This window comes from Aeromonas sp. 604282 (assembly GCF_049170575.1).
GTDB classification, from domain to species: Bacteria; Pseudomonadota; Gammaproteobacteria; order Enterobacterales; family Aeromonadaceae; genus Aeromonas; species Aeromonas veronii_A.
Map to the genome: position 1 here is coordinate 75,312 of NZ_JAAKMV010000008.1, position 16,251 is coordinate 91,562.

Sequence of the window (16,251 nt, forward strand, 5' to 3'; positions counted from 1 at the left end):
GCACAATCCCCTCCGGATCACCCTTTCCCGCAGCCAAGTTTGTCCAATACCCTCCCAACGAGTAAGATTCTCCCCAAACGTCAATTCGCAAGGCCCTCCATGTCTACTCAATACAATGCGGATGCCATTGAGGTCCTCAATGGCCTTGAACCGGTGCGTCGCCGCCCCGGCATGTATACCGACACCACCCGGCCCAACCACCTCGGCCAGGAGGTCATCGACAACAGCGTCGATGAAGCGCTGGCAGGTCACGCCCGCAATCTGGAGGTGATCCTGCATGAAGACCAGTCCCTCGAAGTGATCGACGACGGCCGCGGCATGCCGGTCGATATCCACCCGGAAGAGGGTGTCAGCGGGGTGGAGCTGATCCTCTGCAAGCTGCACGCGGGCGGCAAGTTCTCCAACAAGAACTACCAGTTCTCCGGCGGTCTGCACGGGGTGGGTATTTCGGTAGTAAATGCCCTCTCCGATCGGGTCGAGGTGACGGTACGTCGCGACGGTCAGGTCTACGACATCGCCTTCGAGCGTGGCGAGAAGGTGCAGGAGCTGACCATCACCGGCACTTGCGGCCGTCGCAACACCGGCACCCGGGTGCGCTTCTGGCCGCAGGCGAGCTACTTCGATTCTCCCAAGTTCTCGGTCACCAAGCTGGAGCACCTGCTCAAAGCCAAGGCCGTGCTCTGCCCCGGCCTCACCATCAAGTTCCTCGACAAGAACACCGGCATCAAGCTGGAGTGGTGCTACGAAGATGGCCTCAAGGATTATCTGGTCGACGCGGTCAAGCAGTTCACCTGCCTGCCGGAGCAGCCCTTTATCGGCTCGTTCAGCTCCGAACAATCGGCGGTGGACTGGGCGCTCTGCTGGTTGCCGGAAGGGGGCGAATGCCTCGCCGAATCCTATGTGAACCTCATTCCCACCGCCCAGGGCGGTACTCACGTCAACGGCCTGCGTCAGGGCCTGCTCGACGCCATGCGCGAGTTCTGCGAGTTCCGCAACCTGCTGCCGCGGGGGGTCAAGCTGACCCCGGAAGATATCTGGGATCGCTGCGCCTACATCCTCTCCATCAAGATGCAGGATCCGCAGTTTGCCGGTCAGACCAAGGAGCGGCTCTCCTCCCGCCAGAGCTCTGCGTTTGTCTCCGGCGTGGTGAAGGATGCCTTCAGCCTCTATCTGAACAGCAACACCGAGCTGGCGGAGCAGATCGCCGAGATCTGTATCTCCAGCGCCCAGCGCCGGATGCGCGCCGCCAAGACGGTGGTGCGCAAGAAGATTACCCAGGGCCCGGCCCTGCCCGGCAAGTTGACTGACTGTAACTGCGCCGACCCCATGCAGGGCGAACTGTTCCTGGTGGAGGGTGACTCCGCGGGCGGCAGTGCCAAGCAGGCGCGGGATCGCGAGTTTCAGGCCATCATGCCGCTGCGCGGCAAGATCCTGAACACCTGGGAGGTGGAGGCCGGTCAGGTGCTCGCCTCGCAGGAGGTGCACGATATTTCCGTGGCCATCGGCCTCGACCCCGACTCCAACGACCTCTCCGGCCTGCGCTACGGCAAGGTGTGCATCCTCGCGGATGCGGACTCGGACGGTCTGCACATCGCCACCCTGCTCTGCGCCCTGTTTGTGAAGCACTTCCGCACGCTGGTGGAGAAGGGCCACGTCTATGTGGCCATGCCGCCCCTCTACCGGATCGATATCGGTAAAGAGGTCTACTACGCCCTCGACGAGGACGAGAAGAACGGTGTGTTGCAGCGGGTCGAGGCCGAGAAGAAGAAGGGCAAGGTGATGGTGACCCGATTCAAGGGTCTGGGTGAGATGAACCCGAAACAGCTGCGGGAAACCACCATGGATCCCAACACCCGCCGTCTGGTGCAGCTCACCATGGAGCCGGCAGGGGAGAGCGAAGGGGATGCGGCTGACGAGACCCTGCAGCTGATGGACATGCTGCTGGCCAAGAAGCGGGCGGGTGATCGCCGCGAATGGCTCGAAGAGAAGGGCAACCTCGCCATCATCTAAGCTGTAGGCTGGCCCGCACAGGGCCAGCAAGCATTTAGCCGGAGTCGCCCTGTGGCGGCTCCCGAACCGAAAGAGAAAATCACATGAGTGATGCTATCGAGCTCAGTCTGGACGGGGTAGAGCGCCAGCCAATGCGCACCTTTACCGAACAGGCTTACTTGAACTACTCCATGTACGTCATCATGGATCGGGCCTTGCCGCATATTGGCGATGGCCTCAAACCGGTGCAGCGGCGCATCATCTACGCCATGAGCGAGCTGGGTCTGTCGGCGCTGTCCAAGCACAAGAAATCCGCCCGTACCGTGGGTGATGTGCTGGGTAAGTACCACCCCCACGGCGACAGCGCCTGTTATGAAGCCATGGTGCTGATGGCCCAGCCTTTCTCCTACCGCTACCCGCTGGTGGATGGTCAGGGCAACTGGGGGGCGCCGGACGATCCCAAATCCTTCGCCGCCATGCGTTATACCGAGGCGCGCCTGTCGCGCTTCTCCGAGCTGCTGCTCTCCGAATTGGGCCAGGGCACGGTGGAGTGGACGCCGAACTTTGACGGCACCATGAAGGAGCCGGTGGTGCTGCCTGCCCGCCTGCCGCATATCCTGCTCAACGGGGTGACCGGTATCGCGGTGGGCATGGCGACCGACATCCCGCCCCACAACGCGCGGGAAGTGGCCTACGCCTGTGCCGAGCTGCTCGACAACCCCAATGCGGGGCTCGATGTGTTGATGCAGCACATTCAGGGGCCGGACTACCCGACCAACGCCGAGATCATCACCCCGCGCGACGATATCCGCAAAATCTACGAGACCGGCAAGGGCTCCATCAAGCAGCGGGCGGTCTGGAGCGAGGAAGATGGCGACATCGTCATCACAGCGCTGCCCCATCAGGCCTCCGGCGCCAAGATCATGGAGCAGATCGCCGCCCAGATGGTGGCGAAAAAGCTGCCGATGGTCACCGATCTGCGCGATGAATCTGACCACGAGAACCCGACCCGTCTGGTGATCGTGCCGCGCTCCAACCGGGTGGATGTAGAGGGGCTGATGGCCCACCTGTTCGCCACCACGGATCTGGAGAAGAACTACCGGGTCAACCTCAACATCCTCGGCCTCGACAACCGGCCGCAGGTGAAGTGCCTCAAGACCATCCTCAGCGAGTGGATCCAGTTCCGCCGCGAGACCGTGCGTCGCCGTCTGCAGTTCCGCCTCGACAAGGTGCTGGCTCGCCTGCATATCCTCGAAGGCTTGCTGATCGCCTATCTCAACATCGACGAGGTGATCGAGATCATCCGCACCGAGGATGAGCCGGGCAAGGTGATGGTGGAGCGCTTCAACATTACCGAGACCCAGGCCGAAGCGATCCTCGAGCTGAAACTGCGCCATCTGGCCAAGCTCGAAGAGTTCAAGCTGCGTGCCGAACAGAACGAACTGGCCGAAGAGCGCGACAAGCTGGAGCTGATCCTGGGCTCCGAGCGCCGTCTCAACACCCTGCTCAAGAAAGAGCTGCTGGCCGATGCCGAGAAGTACGGCGACGATCGTCGCACCCCGCTGGTGGAGCGTGCCACCGCCGTCGCGCTGACCGAGAAAGAGCTGGTGCCGAGCGAGCCGGTCACCGTCATCCTCTCCGACAAGGGGTGGGTGCGCGCCGCCAAGGGCCACGACGTGGATGTCGAGGGGCTCTCCTACAAGGCGGGGGACAACTACCTCACCCACGCCTTTGGCCGTAGCAACCAGCAGGCGGTGTTCTTGTCGAGCTTTGGTCGCACCTACTCGCTGGAGGCGCACACTCTGCCCTCCGCCCGCAGTCAGGGCGAACCGCTCACCGGCCGCTTTGCGCTGGGTGCCGGTGAAGAGGTACGTCATCTGGTGATGGGCAACGAAGGCGAGCCGTATCTGATCGCCAGCGATGCCGGTTACGGCTTTGTCTGTACCTACGACGATCTCATCGGCAAGAACAAGAACGGCAAGGCGCTGCTCACCGTGCCGGAAGGGGGTCTGGTGATGGCACCCCAGAAGATTGGCTCGCCAGAGACCGATCTCTGCATGGCCATCTCCAACGAGGGGCGCATGCTGCTGTTCCCGATGAACACCTTGCCGGTGCTCGGCAAGGGCAAGGGCAACAAGCTCATCAGCATTCCGTCGGCGCGCGTGAAGGCGCGGGAGGAGTTTGTGGTGATGGCCGCCGTCATCCCGCAGGGCCAGTCGGTCACCCTGTTTGCCGGCAAGCGCAAGCTCACCCTGAAACCTTCGGATCTCGACTACTACCGTGGCGAGCGCGGCCGCCGCGGCGCCAAGCTGCCCCGCGGTTTGCAGCGGGTCGATCGTATCGAGATTGAACCCGCCGCCGGTGCCGAACCGGTAGCCGGGGAAAATCAGGAAGGGTAATTAATATAGAAGGGCGCGAAAGCGCCCTTCTATTATTAAAAGTCACGTATTAAGATTATAAATTTATGGGGTAGATATGAGCCAGGTCTTTAGAGTGGTAAATACCTATTATGAAGATTTTGAATCTTATGATTGTGTTTTTACATTTAAAACCATTAGATTTTGGTTGTGTCTTATATCGTTAGCTTTTTTTATCTTGGCTATGTTATGGCGATTTGAAGCTTTTGCTATCCCACATGCTAATGTTAGTTTGTCGAATAGAACTATTTTTATTTTCTTGCTTGAGTTTTGTTTTTTGATGTCATGTTTTAGTTTGAATTTGCTAAGGGATGAAATAGTTGTATCTAGAATGCAGAAAAAGTTAAAAACCAATGAGAAAAAACTTAGCAAGTTAAAATTAATTTGGCTGCAGAAGACAGTTGGGGTCGGAATGGATGGTTATTTATCCTTAGCTAAGGAACTAGATCAGTTATTGGACTTACGTAAAAAGCATAATAATAATTTTTCACCATCGTTACAAACTATCGTTCACCTCATTTACACGTCAGATGCAAAAAATCGTATATTGGCATTGTTTATTTCAGTGTCTGCGGCTACTGTGGCTTTAAGCATTTCCGCTGGCTCTAATATTAATGATGTTTTTTCTTTTATACAGGAAACTGGTTGGCATCAGTTTTTTATATTAGATGCAACAATTGCTTTTGGTATATTTGCCTCTATTGTAGGAATACGCTTGATGGCTTGGATGGTATACGTAGCACTATACAAAATCTCCGATAAGGTAAAAGGCGTGAATGATATTGACCACTTTAGGGTCAGCCTGTTCATAAACCAATTATTACTTGCACATACTTTCAAAAAAGCAAAAATAATAGTGAGCTTAGAGGGAAATAACTGATATGCATTGTAAATGAAGTTAATTATTTTTGTATGTAATGTTAATGTGTGCTCGTTGTTTAGCGAAGCCTAATCAGACGATCGCGAAAACCAGTTATAGCCACCTTGTAGGAATTCCTGCTGCTCTCTATACCCATCGCCACCGAGATTGCGGTACGGACGATTACGCTTCGCTAATCGACCCTACTTCTATCTGTTTTCTTTAACGTTCTGCTGCTTGTCGATGGTTTGCTCCCCTCATCCCCGACCCTTCTCCCCTTATCTATGGCAAAGAGTGGGAGAAGGGAGTGCCGGAATCACCGCTGGGTGATGGCATGACCACTAGTGCCAAAGGTTGGTATTGATTTGTTCCCTCTCCTTTTGGGAGAGGGCTAGGGTGAGGGGGGCGTAGATCTGACTAGCGCAGCGTAATCAGATGTTCACGAATGCTAAAAACTGGAAAGCACCTTTTGATATTGTGAAAAATCAGTCTGACCTGTTGAGGTTTTATCGATTTTAGCTACTGATAACTCATAATATTTTGTCGTATGAACTCAAGAAATACACGTGTTTTAGCAGGAAGATATTGGCGGTTCGCATAAACAGCAAACAACTGCAATGGGGCGGCGGGTAACTCAAGTTCAATTTCAACTAACCTGCCATCATCAATAAACTCTTGGCAAGATACCTTGGCAAGAATGGCAAACCCTACACCAGCTATGGCTGCTTTTAACGCCAGTTCGCCACTATTGACCCGGTAGTGTTCATTCACCTGGATGGTGGAAAATTCACTGCTCGTGCGAGTAAATTGCCAAGGCATCCCTTTCAGAGCGCTCACCGTTGTTATGCAGGGGAGAGTTTTGAGTTGTGATGTGTGGTTGGGAAGTCCCCACTTCTGGATCAATGACGGGGAGCCAACAACAGTACAGGGAATGGTGGTCAAATGGCTGGCTATGTAATCGCAGTCATCCATCTTGCCTCTGTGAATGATTATTGCCATGTCCAAATCCTCTCTTAATGATTCAAGTCCGGAGAGATTGGTAATGCAGCTGATCGTTATTTCAGGATGCTGGCAGGCAAAGTCGGCAATGGCTGTACCGAGCAGTTTTGGCCCAGCCTCATTGGGGATGCAGATGCGTAATGGCCCTTTCAGCTGAATCTGCTGTGATGTCAATTCAGCCTCCGTTTGCTCCAGTGATTCCAGCAGTGGTTTTACTCGGGTATAGAGCAGTTGCCCTGATTGTGTGAGCTTCATATGGCGGGTTGAGCGTTCAATCAGTTGAAGGTTCAAGGCTTCTTCCAATTGAGAAATACTGCGGCTCACATTTGAGGTGGGGATTTGAAGGGTTTTAGATGCCCCGACAAAACTGCTGTTTTCAACCACTGCAATGAAAATTTTCAGCGCATTCAATTCCATGCCGGTACGCATTGATTATCCCTAATCTGATAACAATTTATGCCATTTTAACGAATAAAATTAAAATGTGATAGTGGGTATACTTTTTATCTCTAAAGATTGAGAGTAAACACTATGATGCTAGATAAAAATAATGTGGGTAAAAAAACTCACAACAATAGTTCGGTTATGGATTTTAACGTTGTTTGGTTGGCGGCATTGATTCAATTGGTCAGTGCGCTTGATTTTATGATGATTATGCCGCTTGGGCCTGATTTATCTCGCGCACTAAATATAAGTCCAACCTATATAGGATATTTAGGTGGTGGGTATGCACTGGTCGCCGCACTATCCTCGTTGTTATGTGCCAGATATCTCGACCGATTTGATAGAAAGCATGTCGCACTGATCACATTGTTGGGGATCTCGCTATCCACTTGGGCCTGTGCATTGGCATGGAATATGGAAAGTTTATTCTTTACCCGCTTGCTGGCCGGTGTGTTTGCTGGCCCTGCAACATCCATTGCTCTGGCGATCGTTGTGGATGCCACGCCTGTAGAGCAACGTGGCCGAGCGATGGCCATCGTGATGGGGGCATTTTCGTTGTCAGCGATTGCCGGTGTGCCGTTGGGATTGGAGCTGGCAATGTTAAAAGGATGGAGTGCACCTTTCTATGTTTTAGGTGGCTTGGGATTGTGTGTCTGCGTGGCGGTGTATACAAGGCTGCCTGGAATGACGGCCCACTTGGGATTGAACCAGAAGGCTTTTTCATCCATTGAAATGTTGAAGCGACCTGTGGTGTTGAATGCGTTTATGGCAATTGGGTTGGCAATTTTCAGCACCTTCCTTATTGTTCCCAACATAGCTGCTTATTTTCAATTTAACCTTGATGTCCCTCGCGGCGATATGAGTCATTACTATGTCATGGGCGGCATTTTTAGCCTGTTTTCAATGCAGCTTGGCGGATTGTTTATTGACCGTTTTGGTGCGATGAAAGTGACGATTTTGATGGGGGCATTGACGATAGCGGTTGTTTGGGATGGTTTTTTGCATGAGCCTTGGTTGCCGACCATAGTGATTTTCACGTTATTCATGGTGGTTACATCGACCCGAACGATCACCGTTGCTGCTGTTAATAGTCAAGTAGCAGCGCCTTGGGAAAGGGCGGGATTCATGTCATTACAAAATGTTTTTCAACATATATTTAGTGGCTCGGCTGCCATCATCTCTTCGATGATTTTAACAAATGTCGATGGTTACCTTGGCAACATAACTCTATTGGCTTGGCTAACCATAGTGTTGACGATTATTCAGCCACTTTTTCTATATCGATTGCTCAAGCTGCTGCGTTTGGGAACCCCAAAATCGGATGTTTGAGAAACGAGACCTGTGGGGACATAGGCTTGATTGACGAAGCCTAAACGGGGGCTCGCCAGCCAGACGCGGGTCATCCATCCCACCAAAAGAGAAGGGCCCCGCCATCCATGATGGCAGGGCCCTTTGCATTATCAGCCGCGTTGCTGATTCAACTGTTCGCGCTGGTAGGGGCCACTGAAATGGCTGGCCCGAATCCAATTAGACAGGAATGGCTGTCGCCGCCGGTGGCGGGGTGATCTTGGAGGCGATCAGCTGGCGCAGGCGGAGCACCAGCAGTAGCAACACCACGCCGCCCGCCAGCGAGCCCCAGCCGAGCATATTGAACACCGAGCTGTAGCCCGGGTTGGTGGCCACCGGAGAGCTGCCGATATTTTGCGGCATGGCGCCGGAGACATAGCCCGCCAGCACCGAGGCGACGCCGGTCACCATCATCCAGCAGCCCATCATCAAGCCTTGCAGGCTGGCGGGGGCCAGCTTGCCGATCATGGCGTAACCGATGGGGGAGATCAGCAGCTCGCCAAAGCTCTGCAGCACATAGCTGATGGCGATCCACTTGAAGGCGACCAGCCCGTCGGCCCCCGCCAGATGGATGCCGAGCGGCAGCACCAGCATGCCGAGCCCCATGCAGAACAGGGAGGCGGCAAACTGGGAGGGGATATCGATATTCAATCCCTGTTCGCGCAGTCGCTTGAACAGCAGCGCCATCAGGGGGCCACCGATGACGATGACGAGGGTGTTGATGTTCTGGATCCACTGGGGGGCGACCCGCAGCCCGAACACGTTGAGGTTGATGTTGTGCTCGGAGAAGAGCATCAGCCCCATGGGCGCCAGCTGGTAGAGCGACCAGAAGATGAGGGAGCCAAGGGCGAGGATCAGGTAGGCCACCATGCGACTGCGCTCGGCGGCGTCCGGATGGCGGGCTGTCATCACGCAGAGCAGCACCAGCACCACGGCCCCCAGGATCAGCACGAAGTTGCTGCTAAAGCTGGCGTGGGTCAGCAGCAGGCGCAGCGCGGGCACCAGCAGGGCCAGAATGGCGAGGCCACCGAGCATTCGCAGATAGAAACCGCGCCCCTTGATATGGCGCAGCGGGGTGCTGATATCCGCCAGAATCGGCCAGCAGGCGAAGGTGGCAATGATGGCGATGATGTTGCCCAGCGTCGCAAACAGGAACAGGGTGCGGTAATCCTCGGTGAGCTGGAAATACCCCGCTACCGTGAAGCCCATAAAGAAGCCCAGATTCATCCCGGCGTAGTTCCACAGGAAGGCGCTCTCGCGGCGGTGATCATCCGGGGCGAAGCGCTGGGTCAGCATCATGTTGAGGCAGGTGACGTTGAGGCCGCTGCCGGTAAGGAACATGGCGAGCCCCCAGTAGAGGCCGGTGATCCCCATCTCGGCGATGAAGTAGCAGCCGATCACCTGCAAGACCATCCCCATCACGAACAGGTTGCGGTTGCTGAGGTAGCGCCCGCCGAGATAACCGCCAAACAGGTGCAGGCCATAGTTGAAGGCCCCGAAGACCCCCATCATGGCGTTGGCCTGGGATTCACTGAAGCCGAGCCGCTTGGTGGCGTAGAGCACCAGCGTGGAGTAGAGCACGGCAAACCCCAGGGTCGAGAAGGTCTGGATAAAGAACAGCGCCCCGGAGCCGGGGGGAATGGTGGGGTGTTGATTCGAAGCGCTCACGGTCTGTCTCCTGTGAGAGAAGAAAGTCATTACTCGTCCTGAGAGCGTACCGGTCTGCTGCCGGCTAGCCTTGTGCGCTTCCATGCTGGTCTGAAGGCCGGTCTGTCATTTAGCGGCCAAGCGGTGCAAATAGCCATACCTGAAATTTAATCTGGCGCGATTAATTGCTTTTTATTGATCTATTCCGCCTTTTTATGCGTGATTGAGCCGTGGTTGTAGCTCGGCTTACCACGTGATTGCGACACGGTTGATGTGATCCAGTCGGCTATTTGGTGCCGATTATGGCGCTGTAGCGGGATCTGCATCCCGCTTTGTTGTCCCGAAACGCAGCTGGCGCCAAGCGGTTGCATCGCAGGTTGTTTATTCATCCTTGGGTATTGAGTGAATAAATATCGGTAAGAGAAGGGGTCGCAGCAGGGTGACTTGCGTGTGTTCTCTCTTTGCTGTCGAGAGGGTGAGGGGAGGATATAACAACGCCCGGCGGGCCGGGCGTTGTGGTGCGACTGATGGGCGGCAAAAGCCGCCTTAGAAGTCGTGGTAGAGCGGCCAGCCGAGCAGCGGGTGCTTGAGACCGGCGCGCATCTCGACGTTGTCGAGCTTCTCCGGTGAGGCGTTCTCTTTTTGCAGCAGCTGGTACTGGCGCACAAAGCCGAGGGTGTGCAGCAGGTTGGGTACAAAACCCGGGCTCAACTCCTGCCGCAGTGCGGCGGCCATGTCGGCAGGCAGCTCGCTCAGCATCAGGGCGAGCTGGGCGGCGAGGTAGTCGGTGTCGTACCAGCCCTCGTCGAGCTCAATCTCCCGCGCCAGTTTGCGCTTGAGATCCTGCTTCACCTTGAGCGGGGCGGCGCCACTGCCCTTGCCGCAGAGGATGCGGTAGAGCAGCGCTTCGGCCAGCTTGTCCTCCATGGTGGGGTGGTCGCTCTCGCAGGCGAAGAAGTGCTGGTCGATGAGCTCCATCAGGCGGCTCTTGTTGTGCTCGGTCAGCGCCTTCTCGTACTCCTGCCACCCTTGCCACTCCTCCACATCGGGCGGGCTCGAGATCTTGTCCAGCAGGCGGGCATCCACGTCACCGTAGAGGCTGTTGCCAGCCTGCTTGGGGCTGACGGTAATGAGCATCGACCAGCCCTTCTGGAACGGCTTGATGGGGCCTTCCGGCGCCTGCAGCAGCGCCAGCGCCTTGGCCGGATCCCGCGCCGAGAGCTCCTGCAGGCCGAGGCTCACCACGCCGATGACGTCGTGGGCGGCCTGCTCCAGCAGGTGCATCTTGTACTTGTTGTAGTACTTGTCGGCGAATTTGAGGCTCATCAGCACCGCCTTGCCCTTGATGGCGGCCAGCTGCTGCTGACTCAAGAGTTCGTTGTCGCGGCCAAAGCGCAGCACTTGGGTGAGAAAGGGGCCCTGGTTGGCATCGCGAATGACTAACTGCATGAATGGGCTCCTTAATCCAGAAAGCTGAACATGTCGTCGACGTCGCCGTACTCGTCTTCCTCGACCTTGTTCTTCTCTTTGGCCTGCATCACCAGCTCGGCGGCAAACTTGTTGATGATGCCGTCCCAGCTTGAGTGCTCGTTGCGCAGCAGCGCCTTGATGGCTTTCTCCACCTCGGGGGCAAGCTCGCGAATGAGCATCAAGAGGCTGCGCGGGTCATCCAGCGCGTAGTCGTGGACATCCTCGCTCTGCTGGCGCTCGCTGTAGCGCAGGGACTCTTCGAGATCTTCCTCTTCGGCGTGCAGCACGTCGCGATAGCCTTCGTCCTCTTCATAGCGATCGCCGCGATAGAACTCGATAAAGGGGATGGCGAGGTAGAAGAGACCGGCCGGATCTTCGGCCACGCACTCGAGGATCTCGCGCTGCTTGGCTTCGCTATCCTGGGTGCGGATCAGGTAGTTGAGGAAGTCGAAGGTGTGCTGTTGCAGCTCATCGGCGTTGTTCTTGATCGCCTCTTCCCAGTAGAGCGGCTGCTGGCAGACGATGTCGCGGATCCGCTCCGGGGTCATCAGCTCGGAGATGATGGAGGGGAAGGAGATATCGTGCTGGCCGTTGATCTGGGTCAGGGTAACGATATCAATGTTTTCAATCACTTCTGCCAGCTGGTCGTCAGACATGGTCTTGGCGATCAGCTCGAACTTCTCGCTGGCCTGCTTCGGCTCGATAACGGCCAGCTCTTTGATCTCGATGGCGGTAATTTCTATCAGACTGTTGCTCATGCCTTGCCCCAATTAGAAACGGACTTCGTCGTACATATCCTGATCGCCGTCGTCATCACCATAGCGGTTACTACCGCCATGGTAGTCGGCGTCGGCATCTTCCCCGTCTTCATCTTCTTCGTCGCGCAGCTCATAGTCGTCATCGCCGCGGTGGCTACCGCGCGGCAGCGGGTTGTCGAGCAGGAACAGCACGGCGCAGGCTTCCATCAGCTGATCTTCGCTCTGGGCCCGCACCGCCTTGACCAGCGGCAGGGCGGCGTTGTTGAAGCCGACGCTCACCTTGAACTCGTCCCAGCTTGGCTGCTCGCCGCTGGCGAGCCACTTGTTCCACTGCGACTTGGCCTTTGCCGGGAACTGCACCCGGCCATAGAGGGCCAGCGGCAGATACTCGGGCATAAACTCCAGCATGCTCATGTCGGCCAGCAGCAGGCTCTTCATCTGGTCGGTGAACTGTTCCAGCCCCTTGGGGTCGTCCTGATCCCGGTAGGATCCGATGTTTTCGCTGGCATCGCTTTGCAGCGACTTGAGCCGCGCCTGGTCCCATCTCTTTTGCATAGTTGCTCTTTCTGCCTGCTGTTTCAGGGGTAGAACTGATCCCACATCTCCTGCATGGCGGAGGCGGGGTCGGTCACGATGACGTTGTTGAAATCCTTGATAAAGGCGGCCCGCTGTTTCGGATCGGACAGCACTTCATAGGCCTGCTTTACCTGGTGCAGCTTGATGGCTGCCTGCTCTTTCTCTTCTTCACTGGCCCCGTGCAGCTTGTCGGGGTGGTACTGGTTCGACAGCCGACGATAGGCTTTCTTGATGTCGTTTTCGCTGGCGTTGGACTTGACGCCCAGCACCCGAAAGTAGTTGTTCATGGCAGATCCTGCATCACTGGCATCATAGGATTCACGCTGCGAGTGCCTGATGGTGGGGATTGGCAAACCAGGCACGGCAAAAACCCGTCATTTTAACGGAAACAGCCCGCCAACGCGATGAGTTGGGCGATCAATTAACGGGCGAAATGAAGAGGGGTCAGTTGAGCGTCTATTGTTGCCAGTCGGTCTGGCCAGTGCAAGGGCGGCAGGGCAAAAGCGATGAAAAAACGGGCAGGAAAGGCATGGGCGGCAGGCCGGGGCGAGGCTGCCGCCGCAGGGGTTACTCCTCCCAGAAGGAGGCGGAGGTGTGGTAGATCATCTTCTTGCTCATCCCGCCATCGACCACCAGATTGGCACCGTTGATAAAGTCGTTCTGGGGATCCGCCAGAAAGAGGCAAGCGCGGGTGATGTCGTCGGGGCGCCCGACCCGGCCGCTCGGGTGCTGGCGGTGATCCGCCTCGGTCAGGGTGTGGTAATCCTCCGCCTGGATCCAGCCCGGACTGATGGCATTGACCGTGACGGGGTAGTCGGCCAGTGAGTTGGCGAGGGACTGGGTGAGGGCGACCAGCGCCCCCTTGGAGGCGCCATAGGCATCCCAACCCGGCTCGTTCTGCTGCCAGCGGGTGGAGGCAATATTGATGATACGGCCATAGGGCAACCCGCGGTTGGCCTGCACAAAGGCGCGGGCGCAGAGCATGGCGCCGCGCACATTGACCGTCATCACCTGATCGAACTGGGCTGCGCTCAGATCCTCGAAGCGGGTGTGGAACTTGCTGATGGCGCCGTTGTTGATCAGCAGATGGATGCCGCCATGCTGCGCGCTAACCTCGGCAAAGAGCCGCACGATGGCCTGCTCATCGCGCAAGTCGAGGGGATGAAAGTGGATCTCGGGATGGTCGAAAGCGTGAGGGGCCAGATCGGTGGCGATCACCCGATAACCCGCCTCGGCCAGCCCGATGCAGAGCTGGCGGCCAATCCCGCCAGCGGCGCCGGTGACCAGTGCAATTTGGGGTTGGTTGGTCTGCTCGTTCATTGTGCTGCTCCATTGCGCGCCCGCAGCACCTTGATGAGAGCCGAGACCTCCTGCTGACCAAATCCTTGCGCCACCCCTTCCTCAAACAGATCGGCGGCAAAGCGCGGGAAGCTGCTGTCGATCCCGGCATCGGTGGCGTGACCGGCGAGGCGGCTGATGGCGGCGCTCCAGGTTTTCAGGCTGGCGTAGGGGTGATCGAAATCGCCGCTCGCCAGCGTCTTGCCAAGGTGGGCCACATCGCCCCCCAAAATCGGCGACAGCTCGCTGAACTGGGCGCACACCTTGGCTACCGGCAACCCTTCCGCCTCGCAGATCAGCGCGCCGTGCAGAGCACCGAGCAGGCCACCGGCAAAGTAGGCGGCGACGGCACAATCTTGCGCCGCGGCGGCGCCAACCGCCTCGGCCACATGGTTGAGGGTTGGGGCGAGCAGGCGCAGCACCGGCTCGGCCTCGCTAAAGGCAGCGCTGGCACCGGAGCAGATGATGCTGGCATCAGTGGTGCCGATCTGATCCGGGAAGCAGAGGATGGCGCCATCGAGATAGCGGGCGCCGCGGGCGTGGCACCAGCTCTCCAGCGCTCTGGCCCCCTGCGGACTGCCGGTGGAGAGCTGCACCAGCAGCTTGCCCGCCACCGCATCGCTCGCCTCGTCCAGCAACTGCTGGCTGACGGCGTAGTTATCGACGCAGACAAGGGTGATATCACTTGCGGCGATGGCTGCGTCAACCGAGGGGGCGAGTGTTGCACCCAGCGCTTGCAGCGGGGCTGCCTTGGCGGCGCTGCGATTCCAGACGGTGACCGGATGGCCCGCCTTGAGCAATGTGGTGGCGAGGGCGGAGCCCATGGCCCCGAGGCCGATGACAGATAGATGGCGCATGATGGCTCCTGACAGTGTTGATAGACGCTGATATAGAAAATTGGGATGCCTTGTGGCAGGTAAGTCACTATATTTGCCCCGTGTCGCCGTGAAAAATGGCTTTTATGACTGTCTGGTATAGGTGAATTCTATGGATGTGCGAACCTTGCGTGCGTTTGTGGCTGTCTTCGAGGAGCGCAACATCACGGCGGCCGCCACCCGCCTTTTCATTACCCAGCCCACCCTCTCCACCACCATCAAGACGCTGGAGGATGAGCTGGGGGTGACCCTGTTTGTGCGGCAGGCGCGCGGGGTGGAGGGGACCGAAGCTGCGCACCGGCTCTATCCCCGCGCCAAGCGGCTGATCGCCGATACCGACTCTCTCGCCCGCGAGTTTCGTGAAACCTCCCCCTGTCTCGAGCTGACGGTGGGGATTGAGGCAGACCTTGGCGATGGCGTGGTGGAGGCGCTGGTGCAAGGGGCGCTCGCCCACGAGGAGATCCTGCTGACTCTGGAGGAGGGGTGCTGTGGCGATGTGCGGCTAGGGTGTGAATCCCTGCGTTGCGGTGACGAGCTCTTTATCCCCCTGCTGGAGGAGGAGTTTGTGCTGGTGCTGCCGCCGGATCACCCGCTGACGGGCAAGGGATCGCTCACCCCGGATGCGCTGGCGGACGAGCCTTGGGTCACCTGCCCGCGCCATGACTCTCACCTGCGGCTGATCGCCATTCTCGGCAATCAGGCGCCCCTCTATCCACGGCGGGCGGGGTCGCTGCGACTGGCGGCGACTATGGTGGCCGCCGGGGCGGGGATCGCCTGGTTGCCTCGTTCCCTCTGTCCGCACGGCTGTACGGTCGCCGAGCTGGCGGCCTCTTCCTTCAAGCGGCGGGTGGGGCTCTGCTACGCCCCCGATGCGTTGCGCTCGGCGGCGGTGACCGCCCTGCTGGCTCAGGTGCGCGGGATGCAGCTCCCCGCCTGATGTCAGGATAAAAATGTCGGCATAAAAAAGGGCCATCCGGTGGGATGGCCCTGTTGAAGGCAATGTTGTTGCGTGGCTAGAGCGACGCCCACCAGAGCCGCAGCTGCAGGCCCCACTTCGAGCTCCAGCCGGTGGTGCTGCTCACAAGCGTCCCATCCTTGATGACGAGAAAAGTCGGGGTGACCCCCACCTGCCACTGGGCGGCCAGCGCTCCCGACTCGTCGTTGTGGGTCGGGAAGGTGAGCCCCTTCTTGCTCATCCCCTTGGCTAACTGTTCCGAATTACCGGAGCGCAGCGCCACCGTCAGCACGTTTTCACCCTCCTGCCACAGCTGCTGTACCGCCGGGGTGGTGAAACGGCAGACACCGCACCAGCTGGCCCAGTAGTAGACCAGCAGCGGCTTGCCCTGACTCAGGGTGGCGAGATCCGTGCTGCTGCCATTCTGCAGGGTGACGGGGGCGCTCATCGCCCCCTCTGGCAGGGTTGGGCTGCGCCACAGATCGAGCAGGGTCGAGATGATCAGCGCCATCAGCAGCAGCCAGAGCGCCTCCTTGCCCCAGCGGCGCCAGCGGGGTTGAGGATTGGTGGCCATCCC

At 57.8% G+C, this 16,251-nt stretch carries 14 protein-coding genes; 5 read left to right on the forward strand and 9 right to left on the reverse strand.

Translation table 11 applies throughout. The features are described from left to right. The first annotated feature begins 99 nt into the window (after window positions 1-99). From parE to G5367_RS11385, 3 genes are all read left to right on the forward strand, one after another. Window positions 100-2,010 (forward strand): DNA topoisomerase IV subunit B, encoded by a 1,911-nt coding sequence (gene parE / locus G5367_RS11375; protein ID WP_106844056.1) that lies wholly within the window; start codon window positions 100-102, stop codon window positions 2,008-2,010. 83 nt (window positions 2,011-2,093) lie between these two features. Further along, the gene (gene parC / locus G5367_RS11380) at window positions 2,094-4,388 is read left to right on the forward strand and encodes a DNA topoisomerase IV subunit A (RefSeq protein ID WP_043826057.1); all 2,295 of its coding nucleotides are present in this window, start codon (window positions 2,094-2,096) and stop codon (window positions 4,386-4,388) included. A 76-nt stretch (window positions 4,389-4,464) separates the two neighbouring features. Then, window positions 4,465-5,286 carry a hypothetical protein gene (locus G5367_RS11385; RefSeq protein ID WP_421244409.1) on the forward strand — a complete coding sequence of 274 codons (822 nt, stop codon included), beginning with the start codon at window positions 4,465-4,467 and terminating at the stop codon, window positions 5,284-5,286. A 498-nt stretch (window positions 5,287-5,784) separates the two neighbouring features. Here the strand turns inward: G5367_RS11385 and G5367_RS11390 are convergent, their stop codons facing one another. Then, a complete protein-coding gene (locus G5367_RS11390; protein ID WP_120415372.1) occupies window positions 5,785-6,693 on the reverse strand; it encodes a LysR family transcriptional regulator in 909 nt (302 codons plus the stop codon). A gap of 102 nt (window positions 6,694-6,795) precedes the next feature. Between G5367_RS11390 and G5367_RS11395 the strand changes: the two genes are divergently transcribed. Further along, a complete protein-coding gene (locus G5367_RS11395) occupies window positions 6,796-8,037 on the forward strand; it encodes an MFS transporter (RefSeq protein ID WP_421294345.1) in 1,242 nt (413 codons plus the stop codon). 198 nt (window positions 8,038-8,235) lie between these two features. On the opposite strand, the gene G5367_RS11400 is transcribed toward G5367_RS11395, so the two are convergent. The 7 genes from G5367_RS11400 to G5367_RS11430 form a co-directional block, all read right to left on the reverse strand. Beyond that, window positions 8,236-9,723: a peptide MFS transporter gene (locus G5367_RS11400; protein WP_421294347.1), complete on the reverse strand. Its 1,488-nt coding sequence runs from the start codon at window positions 9,721-9,723 to the stop codon at window positions 8,236-8,238. A 525-nt stretch (window positions 9,724-10,248) separates the two neighbouring features. After that, entirely contained in the window at window positions 10,249-11,151 is a 903-nt protein-coding gene (gene atcC, locus G5367_RS11405) for a cold adaptation protein AtcC (RefSeq protein WP_421294349.1), read from the reverse strand. Between the two features lie 11 nt (window positions 11,152-11,162). Next, window positions 11,163-11,930, reverse strand: a complete 768-nt coding sequence (gene atcB, locus G5367_RS11410; protein ID WP_005343119.1) for a cold adaptation protein AtcB — start codon at window positions 11,928-11,930, stop codon at window positions 11,163-11,165. Window positions 11,931-11,942: 12 nt separating this feature from the next. Beyond that, window positions 11,943-12,485 carry a cold adaptation protein AtcA gene (atcA, locus tag G5367_RS11415; protein WP_266135330.1) on the reverse strand — a complete coding sequence of 181 codons (543 nt, stop codon included), beginning with the start codon at window positions 12,483-12,485 and terminating at the stop codon, window positions 11,943-11,945. Window positions 12,486-12,508: 23 nt separating this feature from the next. Then, window positions 12,509-12,793, reverse strand: a complete 285-nt coding sequence (locus G5367_RS11420) for a DnaJ domain-containing protein (protein ID WP_005343121.1) — start codon at window positions 12,791-12,793, stop codon at window positions 12,509-12,511. Window positions 12,794-13,073: 280 nt separating this feature from the next. After that, window positions 13,074-13,826 carry an SDR family NAD(P)-dependent oxidoreductase gene (locus G5367_RS11425; RefSeq protein ID WP_266135331.1) on the reverse strand — a complete coding sequence of 251 codons (753 nt, stop codon included), beginning with the start codon at window positions 13,824-13,826 and terminating at the stop codon, window positions 13,074-13,076. Beyond that, window positions 13,823-14,701 carry an NAD(P)-dependent oxidoreductase gene (locus G5367_RS11430; protein ID WP_266135332.1) on the reverse strand — a complete coding sequence of 293 codons (879 nt, stop codon included), beginning with the start codon at window positions 14,699-14,701 and terminating at the stop codon, window positions 13,823-13,825. Before G5367_RS11430 ends, G5367_RS11425 begins: the two co-directional genes overlap by 4 nt. Before the next feature lie 130 nt (window positions 14,702-14,831). Between G5367_RS11430 and G5367_RS11435 the strand changes: the two genes are divergently transcribed. Continuing rightward, complete coding sequence (locus tag G5367_RS11435; RefSeq protein WP_421244405.1) at window positions 14,832-15,656, forward strand: LysR family transcriptional regulator; 825 nt, start codon at window positions 14,832-14,834, stop codon at window positions 15,654-15,656. A gap of 76 nt (window positions 15,657-15,732) precedes the next feature. Here G5367_RS11435 and G5367_RS11440 read toward each other — a convergent pair whose 3' ends face one another. Next, window positions 15,733-16,248, reverse strand: coding sequence for a protein disulfide oxidoreductase (locus G5367_RS11440; RefSeq protein WP_266135334.1), 516 nt, complete (start codon window positions 16,246-16,248; stop codon window positions 15,733-15,735). Window positions 16,249-16,251: the final 3 nt, after the last annotated feature.

Coding starts and splice junctions, on each gene's coding strand:
- parE (WP_106844056.1), top strand. CDS start 100: ATGTCTACTCAATACAATGCGGATGCCATTGAGGTCCTCAATGGCCTT.
- parC (WP_043826057.1), top strand. CDS start 2,094: ATGAGTGATGCTATCGAGCTCAGTCTGGACGGGGTAGAGCGCCAGCCA.
- G5367_RS11385 (WP_421244409.1), top strand. CDS start 4,465: ATGAGCCAGGTCTTTAGAGTGGTAAATACCTATTATGAAGATTTTGAA.
- G5367_RS11390 (WP_120415372.1), bottom strand. CDS start 6,693: ATGCGTACCGGCATGGAATTGAATGCGCTGAAAATTTTCATTGCAGTG.
- G5367_RS11395 (WP_421294345.1), top strand. CDS start 6,796: ATGATGCTAGATAAAAATAATGTGGGTAAAAAAACTCACAACAATAGT.
- atcC (WP_421294349.1), bottom strand. CDS start 11,151: ATGCAGTTAGTCATTCGCGATGCCAACCAGGGCCCCTTTCTCACCCAA.
- atcB (WP_005343119.1), bottom strand. CDS start 11,930: ATGAGCAACAGTCTGATAGAAATTACCGCCATCGAGATCAAAGAGCTG.
- atcA (WP_266135330.1), bottom strand. CDS start 12,485: ATGCAAAAGAGATGGGACCAGGCGCGGCTCAAGTCGCTGCAAAGCGAT.
- G5367_RS11420 (WP_005343121.1), bottom strand. CDS start 12,793: ATGAACAACTACTTTCGGGTGCTGGGCGTCAAGTCCAACGCCAGCGAA.
- G5367_RS11425 (WP_266135331.1), bottom strand. CDS start 13,826: ATGAACGAGCAGACCAACCAACCCCAAATTGCACTGGTCACCGGCGCC.
- G5367_RS11430 (WP_266135332.1), bottom strand. CDS start 14,701: ATGCGCCATCTATCTGTCATCGGCCTCGGGGCCATGGGCTCCGCCCTC.
- G5367_RS11435 (WP_421244405.1), top strand. CDS start 14,832: ATGGATGTGCGAACCTTGCGTGCGTTTGTGGCTGTCTTCGAGGAGCGC.
- G5367_RS11440 (WP_266135334.1), bottom strand. CDS start 16,248: ATGGCCACCAATCCTCAACCCCGCTGGCGCCGCTGGGGCAAGGAGGCG.